General features: G+C 49.8%; 8 protein-coding genes and 1 pseudogene. 1 reads left to right on the top strand and 8 read right to left on the bottom strand.

The window, feature by feature from the left end:
• Positions 1–367: 367 nt before the first annotated feature.
• From QUB61_RS34175 to pilM, 7 genes are all read right to left on the bottom strand, one after another.
• Positions 368–1843 (bottom strand): NAD(P)/FAD-dependent oxidoreductase, encoded by a 1476-nt coding sequence (locus QUB61_RS34175; protein ID WP_333135148.1) that lies wholly within the window; start codon positions 1841–1843, stop codon positions 368–370.
• A gap of 419 nt (positions 1844–2262) precedes the next feature.
• Positions 2263–3393 (bottom strand): threonine-phosphate decarboxylase CobD, encoded by a 1131-nt coding sequence (cobD, locus tag QUB61_RS34180; protein WP_333135150.1) that lies wholly within the window; start codon positions 3391–3393, stop codon positions 2263–2265.
• 15 nt (positions 3394–3408) lie between these two features.
• Positions 3409–3699 (bottom strand): HU family DNA-binding protein, encoded by a 291-nt coding sequence (locus QUB61_RS34185; RefSeq protein WP_172186158.1) that lies wholly within the window; start codon positions 3697–3699, stop codon positions 3409–3411.
• A 718-nt stretch (positions 3700–4417) separates the two neighbouring features.
• Positions 4418–6811: an AMIN domain-containing protein gene (locus QUB61_RS34190; RefSeq protein WP_333135152.1), complete on the bottom strand. Its 2394-nt coding sequence runs from the start codon at positions 6809–6811 to the stop codon at positions 4418–4420.
• A 395-nt stretch (positions 6812–7206) separates the two neighbouring features.
• Positions 7207–7995, bottom strand: a complete 789-nt coding sequence (locus tag QUB61_RS34195) for a pilus assembly protein PilO (RefSeq protein WP_333135154.1) — start codon at positions 7993–7995, stop codon at positions 7207–7209.
• On the bottom strand, positions 7992–8882 hold the full coding sequence (locus QUB61_RS34200; RefSeq protein WP_333135156.1) for a PilN domain-containing protein: 891 nt from the start codon (positions 8880–8882) through the stop codon (positions 7992–7994). Before QUB61_RS34200 ends, QUB61_RS34195 begins: the two co-directional genes overlap by 4 nt.
• 420 nt (positions 8883–9302) lie before the next feature.
• The gene (gene pilM, locus QUB61_RS34205; protein ID WP_333135158.1) at positions 9303–10397 is read right to left on the bottom strand and encodes a type IV pilus assembly protein PilM; all 1095 of its coding nucleotides are present in this window, start codon (positions 10395–10397) and stop codon (positions 9303–9305) included.
• A gap of 426 nt (positions 10398–10823) precedes the next feature.
• Here pilM and QUB61_RS34210 point away from each other — a divergent pair, with 426 nt between their 5' ends.
• Positions 10824–12107 carry a sugar ABC transporter substrate-binding protein gene (locus tag QUB61_RS34210; RefSeq protein WP_333135160.1) on the top strand — a complete coding sequence of 428 codons (1284 nt, stop codon included), beginning with the start codon at positions 10824–10826 and terminating at the stop codon, positions 12105–12107.
• A 49-nt stretch (positions 12108–12156) separates the two neighbouring features.
• On the opposite strand, the pseudogene QUB61_RS34215 reads toward QUB61_RS34210, so the two are convergent.
• Positions 12157–12345 (bottom strand): annotated as a pseudogene (locus QUB61_RS34215) (hypothetical protein); the annotation flags it as partial.

The following is a 12345-nucleotide window of genomic DNA, read 5'->3' on the forward strand; positions in this document are numbered from 1 at the left end:
CTTGCCCCCCGAATTTATCCGTGGGGTCAATGCTTCAATCTAAAATCTAAAATCTAAAATCTAAAATCGATTGACTGTTGACTGTAGAAGTCGGGGTGGAAAAACTCAATGGTTGAGTGTTAACTGTTGACTCGATTTTATTATTGTGATGGAACCGGAAACGATATGAGTAGTCATCAGTTATTAGTTAAGTTGTTGTAGATTTAAATTGCCTATTTTTGGCGGCGTCGGAGCAACGAGCCACTGATGGTTTGAGTATTTATTGACACAGCATTTAAATGCTGAGCGAGCTTATTAGCAAGTTACTTTTTCACTCGCGGGTAATCATAGCAATTTCAAAAATTCCTACTACAAACATTTGATTTCTTTACTTATTCCAATACCTGCGCCAGTGAAACAGATTCTCCCATAAATTGCGCGAAAAAGTATTGCTACCCAAGCGCTGCGACTCCCAAACAGCAGCAGTTTGACCGTTAATTGCCGAAAAACTCGACCAAATATAAGGAAGTTGGGCGATCGCCTCAACCTTCATCCCGTGACGCACAGCCAAAGCGATCGCGTGAATCAACTCAGCAGCTTGCGGGCCCACAATACTCGCTCCCAAAATCTCCCCGTTGCGAAGCCCGACTATCTTGCAAAAACCCGTTGTCTCCCCGCACATTTGAGCTCTTTCAATATTCTTGAAATATTCCCGACAAACAATGATATCGTCTCCAAAACGGCGCCTTGCTTGGGCTTCAGTCAAGCCAACCCTCGCCAACTGCGGATCCGAAAAAATCGCCCAAGGAATCCCACGATAATCTATTTGAAACAGCGGCAAAAACAAAGCATTTTTCACAGCAATCGCAGCTTCGTAATTAGCGATGTGAGGGAACGGATAACCCCCAGCAACATCGCCGATCGCATAAATGCGGCGATTAGTTGTTTGCAGCTTTTCATTTAAAATCACCCCCCGAGCGCTGAATTTAACCTTAGCCGCTTCGAGATTTAACGATGAAAAATCGTGTCCTCTACCGGCGGCTAGAAAAATCTCCTCAGCTTCGATCGCCCTTGGCCCAGCTTGAATCCACTTTTTACCCTCAATCACCCTAGCTTGAGTCACCTCAGTAGCAGTCAGAATCCGCACTCCTTCAGCTTCCATTCCAGCTTGCACCAAACCAGCAGCCTCCCGGTCTTCTTTAGCCAAAATGTGCGAACTTTTCACCACCAAAGTGACAGCAACCCCCAGCCGAGCAAAAGTCTGAGCCACTTCGACACCGCTGGGATCGGCGCCGATTACAGCCAAACTTTTAGGCAACTGTGGAAGTTTTGCTAATTCCCCGACAGTTTCCGAAGTAAAAAAGCCAGCCGAGGAAAGTCCTTCAATATTGGGAATCGCCGGCAGAGTTGGACAAGCTAGCAAATAACAGAGCGATCGCAATGAACGCCCGCCCGCAACAAAAGCCAAATCCGGTTTCGCAACAAACTCGCCGCTGCCAAAAATAACATCGACCCCGCGAGCAGCCAAAACGTCGAGAGAATCAATTTCTGACAAATTAGAAACAACACCCTCGGCCCACTTTAGAACGCCGTCAAACCGCAATTCGATCGGCATCGAGGAATTAGCGACTTCCCAGCGAAGCCCCAATTGCTGACGGCCGATCTGCTGGGCAAAACGAGCAGCCTCCCTCAAAGTTTGGCTGTATCTCAAACCAAGGCCGATCGACTCTTTCCCCCCAGTGGGCAAATCTTGCCCGCTGGGGGGTTCCACCAAAGCAACGCGGGCCGGGAAATTAGTTGCAGTCAAAGCAGCATAGCGTCCGGCCGGAGTTCCACCAATAATCACTAAATCATAGTCAAGCATAAATAAAGAAGTCAGTAGTCAGTAGAGAGTAGTCAGCAGTCAGCAGTGGAAGCATCCTTCTGGAGTGTAAAAAGCGTTTTTTAGGAGTGCGAGAGTCCCGCACTGCACAGCTTATATATCAATACGATTCAGCTCCGAACAATCACGTCAGAAACCGGGTTTCTTGGGTAGATTTGAATTGCAATACTCACAAAATATCTGGAACTTATCGGCGTTTACCTGTGTTTATCTGGGGTTTCCCTATCAATCACAGATTTATGCAATAAGTTTAATAAAATTAGTTCGTAGTGAGGACTTGAGCCCTCATAAAAATCCCAGGACTTTAGTCCTCACTACAAACACTTTTTATTATCGGTAATTGACTGGATATGAGAGCGCGCCGAATCACAGATTATCGCGTGAGGCGAATGCTGTAAAAGCTAACGAATAACTTCGGCAAGTCCAGCGATCAGCCGCAGATTTTCAGCCCTTGAGCGCACAGCCACCCGAAAAAACCGATCGCCCAACTCAGGAAAACTCAAACAATCCCGAATCAAAATCCGGTGTCGTTCCAACAGACTTTTTTGAATCAAAGAAACCGACATCGACGACTCAACCAACAAGAAATTAGCCGCCCCGGCAATTGGCTGCAAACCCGGTAAATTAGCCAAACCCTCAAATAGCTCTCGGCGAGCAACAGGCAGCCAATCCCAAGTTTGCCGCTCAAAAACAGTATCTCGCACCGCAGCAGCAGCAGCAGCAGCAGCCAAAGCATTCACAGGCCAAGGATCGCGCAGTAACTGCCAGCGGCGCAGAATATCGGGATGGGCGATCGCACAGCCCAACCGCAGTCCCGGCAGAGAATAGAATTTAGTGAGCGATCGTAAAATCACCAAATTCGGAAACTCCTCAACAGCATCGATCAAAGTTTCCTGCTCCGAAGGCGGTAGAAAGTCCATAAAGGCCTCATCCACCACCACCATACCTAACTGCTTCACATAAGGCAAAATCGCCTCCCTACCAAACAGCAAACCCGTAGGATTGTGCGGGTTGTTCAGGAGCAAACCTCTCTCGGCATCGAGAGCAAGAGGAACGGGGAGACGGAAAGAAGGGGAGACAAGAGAAGGGTTAGAAACCGACAAATCATCCGTTACTAACCGGCGAACAGGGTCCGCGTCCAACAATTGGAGATCCAAAGGACATTTGAGCACCTTCGCCCCGAAAGCCGAAAGAGCCCGCCAGTAATCGCCAAAAGCCGGAGTCACCAAATAAGTCGCCGGAAGCTTCGACAAATCCCAAGCCGCCCAAGTCAACAATTCCGCCGAACCATTCCCCGGCAAAATCCAATCCGGGTCAACATTCAAAGCCTCACCCAAAGCAGTCCTGAGCTCTCCATAATCCGGGTCTGGGTAAGCCGTCAGACTGCTCAAGTGTGCTTGAATCGCATCCAGGGCCGACTCAGGAGGGCCCAAAGGACTGATACTCGCAGAAAAATCGAGAATAGCAGAGGCAGGGCAGCCTGCCAGTGCGGCTGCCCAAGCTAAATTCCCACCGTGTACAGGTCTAATCAAGACTCAGTTCGCCAGCTATTCCGCGTTTTTCGGCGGTGCAACTCTGTCCTTAAACAACTTCCCTGCGGAAAATGCAGGAACTCGGGTTGCTGGGATTTCCATCTTGTCGCCAGTTTTGGGATTGCGACCCTCGCGGGCTTTGCGTTCCCGCGACTCAAACGAGCCAAAACCGACCAGCGTCACCTTGTCGCCGTCAGAGACAGCTTCCATGATTGCTTCCAAGGCTGCACTCAAAACAGCATCTGCCTGTTTTTTAGTGACACTAGCCTTTTCCGCCACTACATCAACCAATTCACCTTTGTTCATTGCGCACTCCTTCAGGGTTTGCAAAATACGTCAAACAGAGTTCAACTATTAGCTGTGAGTTATCAACTGCATAGGGGTGTGGCTTGGGAGGTTTGGGTTGTTCCCTTTGGCTCCTGTCCGCTTCCCCAATTCAAAACTCCTGCTGAATACTAATTACCCTAGGGTAATTGGTCAGAAAAGGAATTTTTGTTTCTAATTGCTGAAAACCCCACAGCATCTAATTTTCACTGCATTATTCTAAAGTCTTGCCGACCGTTATGGATCGGTGGAACCTTTAATTTATATGGAACTTGGCAACTTTTTAGAATTAATACCCAAAATTAGGTAAAAAAATACCACTTTGGAGAGAAGATTTCTCGCCTCGGTGGATATGAGAGCGGAAAAGAAGGAAAAACCGAATGAATAAAATGTCATTTGTCAAGGGCTAAAGGAAAAGTTTTTTCCTTCTTCCTTCTTCGTTTCCCCCTCTTTCTTTCCCCCGGTGGGACCTGGCTGTTTCATTCTCCCGAAACCCGCCAGGGACTGAAGTCCCTGTCTCATAGCTGAAGTCGTCTTCAGACGACTGAAAGAGTCATTTATAGTCCTCGCTTAGCGAGGACTAAAGAACTCATTAGTCCTCGCTTAGCGAGGACTAAAGCTTGGAGCCAGGGGTTTCCACCCCTGTCGGACTGAGGGGAAAGAGTGTGGAAAGTTGACACCAATCCCTTCTTCCTTCGCTCTACTGTCTCGGCTGGATGGGCTGACTGCGCTGCAACAGTTGGCGGGCGTCGGGACTGATGTTGTTTTGGTAGCCAAAGTTCGATCGATCGCTATCATCCAAAATCTGCGGAGTCAGCAATACAATCAACTCCGCCCGCTGGTTGGTCTTAGTAGAGCTCCTGAACAGCGAACCAATAATCGGCAAATCTCCCAAAATCGGAATCTTGTTCGCTATCATCCGTTCCTCGTCGCGGATAATCCCCGAAACAATCAAAGTCTGACCGTCCCGGAGGCGAATTAGCCCGGATTGCAACGATCGCTCGCCCAGCAGAGCGATAGTATTGACGTTCCCGCCAGTCGAAAGGTCTTGAACCCTGCCGGGTGTCCTGATAATCGGGTTCACCCGCAGAGAGACAAAGCCATTATCGTCAACCCGGTCAATCGCCACCCCTAACTGCAAACCCGCCCTGTCTTTGACGGCCGTCGTTGTTGTGGTACTTGTATTTCCGGTGGTCTGCGTTTGCTGTGTGATGTTAGTAATCACCTCATCAGTAATATTCACATTCGCCGTTTCCCCTTCTTGAACCACTAGAGTCGGATCTGTCAGGATTTTGCCATTGTTGCTGACAATACTTGCCCGCAATGCCGACAGGAACCTCCTGGGATACTGGAACAGCGGGAACTGACTGAAAGTTGCCTCTCCTACACTCGTCACCAGTCCGGTTGTGAAGTCTGTTTCAAACGCCTCGTAATCGCTAATCCCAACTCGCGCGGGATCCTCTGTTATGGGAGCTGTCGGTTGCACGAACAAGCCGCCGCCAGGAGCTGTTAGCGGTACGTTAAGTATCCTGCCGTTTGGATCGAAGAAAGGCGCTTGTGTTACAAGAGGATTCCCGACGATCGGGCGACCGAAGATAGTTGGAACGGTAGGGATAGGGGCCGGATTGATGCCACCAAAATTGAGACTTGCCACCCCATCGTCATTGATGAAGAAATTGTTATTAATTCCGAAAGAGAAACTGCTGTTAGTTTCGTTGGTTCCCAACAAGTTGATATCGATCACCTTGACGTTGACAGCCACTTGACGGCGGCGCAAATCTAGCTGCGTCAAGAAAGCCACAGCCATGTCAACTTTGCGCGGGTCGCCCACCAAAGTGATGGAATTGAGCCTCGCATCCGCCAGCACCGACAGTCCCCTCAGCAAGAGCGGCCCGGTGCCTTGGGTAGCGCCGATCGCCTTAATGTCCGGTTCCCTAATTTCCACATCCCGCGCCGCATTTCCCTGGCCGACGGTTTGAATCGTGATCCGAGTAATCGGCAGTTGAGTTTCCGCGCCTTGAGCACTCAAAAAGTTAGCTGCATCCGTAGACCGAACTTGATTGAGCCGCAAAGTCCGAATGATAATATTGCGCGAGTCGATCGGCAAAGTAGCGCCCACAAAAATCGTCCGCCCGACGCGGTTCGCTTGCAGTCCGCTGAGCCGCAGCACGTAGTTGAAAACATCTTGCACCGACTCATTTTCGATGTCCAAGGAAATCTTCGGCCCTTCATCGGAGCCTGCAGCTCCCGGTGCAGGAGGCGGAGCGGGTTGGCCGGGTTGACCGGGGGCCCCGCCACCTGTAAAAGCGATGTTCAAGCCCGCAGCGCGAGCCAGCAGAGCCAAAACGTCCCGGACTGGGGCATCCCGCAGCACCAAACGGGGGATACGTTCTCCCGAGCTCAGTTCAATATTTCCCACGCCCGGGGCGATGTTAGATACCGCGATATCTCCCAAGGGCGGAGCAACTGCCCGCGGTTGGAAAGGCGCAGCCTGATTTGTCTGAGATTGAATTTCGCTGGGGAGCGGCGGGCGATCGTTCCTGGTAATAGTAACTTCGGGATTTGGCAGCAGCACCCCAGGGTTTTGCGACGTGCGGACTTGGGGAGCCGGTCGGGGAGCTGTTTGGGTCAGCGGCAGTCCCGGAGGCGGCGGAGGTGGTGTTTGGGCAGACTGTGCTGTGCCGCCAACTCCGGCAACGCTGAGAACGATGCTTTGGCCTTGTCCCGGAACAATTTGTCCGTTGGGAACTCCGTTGGTGCCCGCCACCACAACGCGGATGCTGTTAGCCTCTACCTGGCTGATTTCTACCGAAGAAATGCCTGGGGCGGGGTTATCTTGACGGAAGCTGTTGCCTTGTGGCAAGCGGAGCTGGGTGTTGATAATTGTGGCTTGGTAAGTATTGCCGTTATTGATTGCGAAAACTTGCGGGCGATCGCCCTTTTCGGTAGCCAGGACAATATTTACCCCATTATTGGCTTGACTGACTTGCACTCCTGTGACTTGAGTCGGCGCTGCCTTGACGGGAGCTTGGGCGAGCAGAACTCCTGCAACGCTGCCCCAGAGTCCTGCACTTAACCGTAGATGCTGTTTCACGTTCTCTCCTCCACTACACTTTGTTATTTGTTGTTCGCAGCCTTTTGTTGCTAGCTGCTTGCACTGACTGCAAGATTCTCGATTCGAGCCTTTTTGAAGGGAGAAGTTATGCCATTTTCGCAAATCGCAAATCGCAAATCGATTGGGAATAACTGATTACATAAGGGTTAACAGCTATCCTACAGTTACCTTACCTTTTTGAAACTGGTATTAGAAGAAAATCTGTCGAAGACCTAATTTGTGATTGCCATATAAAAATATTTTTTTGGCATTCATAATTTTTTGACTTCTACCTTCAATCTTCAAAGTTCAACCTTCTGCCTTCTGCCTTCTCCCTTCTCCCGAATTGTGAAAGAGCGGCTTTAGAACAATAGCTAATATCCGCCCAACTACCGCTACTTAGCACCGGGACTCGGAGCCGGAGTTGGCGGTTTTTCTTCTTGCTTTAACGGCAGCAGCGCGTGCAAGTCAAAAGCTGTTTTAATTTTAGTTAGCGGCTGATCCACAGGGACTATTTTCCCTTTCACAAAATCCAGTTGCTGAGTTGATGATAGCAATTCAGATTTCAAATTTTTTACTACCAACAGCGACTGCATCAACTCCAAGTTACGCATAAAATTGCGGGTTTGAGCGAAATTGCCTTCAAACTCTACCTTAAATTTTTTGCGTCTGAGCTTGCCAGCCAGGGACGGCCCGAAGGACGTATCCGTGAGAATATCTGGGTCTAGAGCTGCCGCCGCGGCTGTTGCAGGTGGCGGGAGATACGGCTCAAATTTAGTAATTTTAGCCTTGAGGTCGTCTCCTTGCACCCCGGCGTTGATTCTATTAACCAGTTGGGTCATGTCCAGCAAAAGCGTGCTGGCGCTGGCGTCGCTGGCAAACATTGCCGTCACGTTGGCCCGGCGCTGTTTTGCTTCTTCTTGCTTTGCTTCTGCTTCTGCCTTTTTTTGAATTTGAGCTTGCAATTGCAGTTGCGTTTGCTTGCTTTCGGTAATTTTTTGCTTGAATTCGCCGCCTTTTTGGAATTCTGGCAGTACGAACTGGTAGCCGAGACCGCCGGCAAGGAGGAGGCCAAGTACCGCGATGCCGATTGCTTGGACTTGGGGCGTCAGCTTAATGCCGAATATTTCCTGAGTCCCTGTATCTTCTTCTTGTTTGTCGCTAGTAATAAACTCTGCTGTCATTGTTTTTTCACCTCTGGTTTTTGTGGTTCTAGCACTCCTTTTTCTTGAAGTGTTTCTATCCGTATTGCTAGCCCGTCTGCTTGCTTGCTCCGCAACTCGGGGAGCAACTCGGAGGCCCCCGTCGGGCTGAGTGTTGTTTCAATTTTATATACCACCACCGGCCGCAGTTGGGGAAGTTCTGCTGCGTTTTGGTTGCGCAGTTGTATTTGTGTGGGGTTGTTTGTTAATGTGGCCGTTACCAGTTTGGTATCGGTGTTGAGGAAGAAAGGAGAGCGCTGGACTAGCAGCATAAAGTCGTTAACTTGAGCAAAGGTACTGGCTATCCCTGAAATTTGTACTTTTGCTGCTTGCTGCGGGACGACGGGGGTGGGAGCAGCCGCCGGGGTGGGGCTGGCTGGAGACGGACTCGCCCCCGGGGAGGCGGCGGGAGTTGCTGCGGGGGGAGGGGTTGCTGCTGCAACGGGGGAGGGACTGGGGTCGATTTGCTCGATTCTGGCAATTTGCACTCCCGCCGGAGTGCGGCCACTCAGGTCTTGCAGCATCGCCGACCAAGGTTTAATTTGGTCGAATACTCCGGCTAATGCTTTGTATTCGGCGGTAACTTTGTCGGTTTCGGCATTGATGGCTTTGATGGTGTTGGCTTGAGTGTTTAACGTTGCCAGTTCTTGGTCGAGGGTTGCTTGTTCTGTGGCCAACTGCGTATTTTGGTTAGTCGCCCACCACCAGGCGCCCATGACTGCGGCGTTGACGCCGAAGGCAAACAGCAGCGCCCCTATTAGGGGCATTTGGTCTTTGGCTCCACCGGAACTTCTTTTAGCTGAGCTTTTGGCTGCGACGGGTTTGTAGTCCGGACGGTCGTTGAGAAAATTAATATCTAGGCTGTACATGGCTTCACTCGATTTTATAGCAGAAGGTAGAAGGCAGAAGGCACCAGGTAGAAGGTAGAAGGCACCAGGTAGAAGGTAGAAGGTAGAAAGTAGAAGGTAGAAGCAATCGACCGCTTATGTTTCAGCAATTAAGAAGGTCCTAACTGTCTTGGCTGTTGCTATAGATTTAAATTTGAAATTTTAGATTTTAGACAGAACCCCAGATTGCTGGTACAAGTGAAGGATTTATTTAGGGAAGAAAGAAACAACTTTCTGCCTTCTACTGAAGGAAGGGGCTGCTTCTACCTCAGATATATTCTACCTTTTACCTTCTACCTTCTACCTCCAATATTCTACCTTCTGCTTTCTGCCTTCTTCTTTTGGAAGGGGCTTTTACCTAAAATTCTCAAATCGGTTTTTCTCTCATCTAAAACTGTTAAGTCACATAACCTCCCTCAGTCCTAAACCTAGGGCGACTCCTAAACCTGCTCGCTGTTCTGGGGTAATTTCTTGGCTGATTTCGAGCCCTAGGGTTTCGATGGGATCGACTTGAGATGCCGGCAAGCTTAATCTTTGCATGAAAAATTCGTCGAGTTTGCCGATCGCAGCTCCAGGACCCGCTAGCAGCAGTTGCGCTACTTCGAGTTCTTCGCTCTGGTTGAGGTAAAAGTCTACTGAGCGGCGCAGTTCGTCTGCTAGTTCTCCCAATACTTTAATCATCGCATTTGTGCCCGGATTGGCGTCTCCCGACACGCCCATTGTATCTGTGACTGGCAGGGTCATGCCTTGCAGTTCGCTGGTGTCTCTGGTTGGCGGCAGGTTCATGGCTTGGTTGAGCGCGCTCTGGATTTGATAGGTGCCGATCGGGATGGTACGGTTGAACTGAGGTATGCCGTCCACTACTATAGCTAACTCGGTACTGTCAAATTCTATGTCGGTCAGGACGGCGGCTTCTTGGGAGGAAAATTGTTGCAGTTGGTCTTTGAGGGTGCGGATCAGGGCAAAACTGGTTACTTCTAGTACGTCTATCTGCAGTCCGGCTTCTTTGAAGGTTTCGATGTATGTGTCGGTAACTTCTCTGCGAGTTGCTACTAACACGACTTGCACTTTTTCAACGCCGTCGCCATCTACAAATAAGCCGATTTTTTGATAGTCTACGTCGGCGTCTTCTCTGGGAAAGGGCAAGTACAGTCCTGCTTCTGCGTTCATGTAATCCCGCAGTTCTTCTTCGTTGAGTTCTGCTGGAACTGGGATTAAGCGGATGACGGCTTCGCGGCCGGGAATGGCTGTGGCTACTCGCTTGGCTTTGATTTTGTTGTCGTCGAGGACGGCTTTTATTAGTTCTGCCATTCCTGGCGGATCGACTATTTGTCCCTCTTGCACCATGTCTTCTGGAACTTCTATTGAGGCTAGGATGCCTAATTTTAATGTCTGAGCTTTCTTTTCGAGCTGAATGATGTTGATGCGGTCTGGGGCTATTTCGATCCCGATTCCTGGCTGGCGTTGGGAAAATAGACTTTTGAAAAAGTTAACCATGTGATTGGGTCGCCGCTAATTGCTATTTTTTTCTTTTGTAGTTGACCAGCCTGATTCAGCGCACCCGGTGTTGGAGGGTTGGTTTCCAACTGCCGAAAGAGTGCTGTAATCTCGGTATTCCGCCTTCTTCTGCGCAGATCCGTCTGTGTTGCGCGATAGCTAGTTCCGATTTTATGCTATCCAATTTACTTGACAATAGCTATTCTGCGGAGAATGTCAACAAATTCCAGCTCGATCGACCCAAAACCTGCCGATTCTGCACAAAAACCGACTCTCTCACTCGGGGGCCCCGGCTACAAAACTCTCTCTCACACTCGCGAGCGCTTGCAGAGGGCGATTCCCTACCCTTCGGGAACCCCTGCAGGAAGATAGCTTCGCTTCACGCTTTTTTGTCTAACGGTTCCCATTACTCTCAAATTTTATTCTATGAAACGTAAATCTTGGCAACTGTTTGCTGTTTTTGGACTGGTGGGGCTGCTGCTGGCGGCGGTGGTCAGTTGCGGCAAGCCGGCTGTTAATTCCCAGGCAAAGAATACTGAGGAAATCGAGTTCTGGACTATGCAGCTTCAACCTCAGTTTACTGAGTATTTCAACAAGACGATCGCCGGTTTTGAAGCGGAAAATCCGGGGGTGAAGGTTCGCTGGGTGGACGTTCCTTGGTCGGCGATGGAAAGCAAGATTTTGGGGGCGGTTTCGGCGAAAACTGCGCCGGATGTGGTTAACCTCAATCCCGATTTTGCTTCGCTGTTGGCGGGACGCAATGCTTGGCTGGATTTGGACTCTCGGGTGCCTCCGCAAGTTCGCGAGCTCTATCTCCCAAATATCTGGAAAGCTAGTGTACTCGACGGCAAGAGTTTTGGCATTCCTTGGTATCTCACGACAGGGGTAACTATTTACAATACGGAGTTGTTGAAGAAGGCTGGAATTGCTAAGCCTCCGGCTACTTATGCCGAGTTGGCACAGGTTGCCAAGCAGGTGAAGGAGAAGACTGGTAAGTTTGCTTTTTTTGTGACTTTTGTACCGGAAGATTCGGCGGAAGTTTTGCAATCTTTCGTGCAGATGGGTGTGCCTTTGGTGGATGCTCAAGGCAAGGCGGCTTTTAATACTGCTAAGGGCAAAGCTGTTTTTCAGTATTGGGTGGATTTGTACAAGGGCGGACTTTTGCCGCAGGATGTTTTGGTGCAGGGACATCGCAGGGCGATCGAGCTTTATCAAGCTGGGGAAACTTCTTTGTTGGCTTCTGGGCCTCAGTTTTTGAAGGCGATTGCTGAGAATGCTCCGAGTATTGGTGCTGTTTCGGCTGCTGCGCCTCAAATTACGGGGGAAACAGGCAAGAAGACTGTGGCGGTGATGAATTTGGTTGTGCCCCGCGACAGCAAGCGCCCTGATGATGCTGTCAAGTTTGCTCTGTACGTCACTAATTCTCAAAATCAGTTGGCTTTTGCTAAGGCTGCTAATGTTTTGCCTTCTACGGTTGAGGCTTTGCAGGACGGTTATTTTAAGAACGTTCCCACTGATGCTGCTGCTGCCGATCGAGCTCGGGTTGTTAGTGCTTCTGGGTTGACTTCCGCCGAGCTATTGATTCCGCCTCTCAAGGATGTTAAGAAGCTGCAAAAGGCGATTTATGACAATTTACAGGCGGCAATGTTGGATGAGAAGTCGGTAGACCAAGCTGTGGCTGATGCGGCTAAGGCTTGGGATCAAAGGTAGTTTTTAATTGAAGCTGGGGCGGGATTTTTTTTGATCTCGCCCCTTGCTTTTAAGGTAGAATTGTCCAGTTTTCCTGCAGTAAACCAGGCACTTGCGAAAAATCTCGGTAGTTGCGCGTAACGAGGATACCTTTATTAGCAAGTACAATAGACCTCTGGCAAAAATAATTAGGACGGGCTCTTCGGCCCATCCCACAAGAGTTATTTTTTATTGTGGGATGGGCCGAAGAGCCCGTCCC

The sequence above is a fragment of the Microcoleus sp. C2D2 genome (assembly GCF_036702495.1).
Lineage (GTDB): Bacteria > Cyanobacteriota > Cyanobacteriia > Cyanobacteriales > Microcoleaceae > Microcoleus.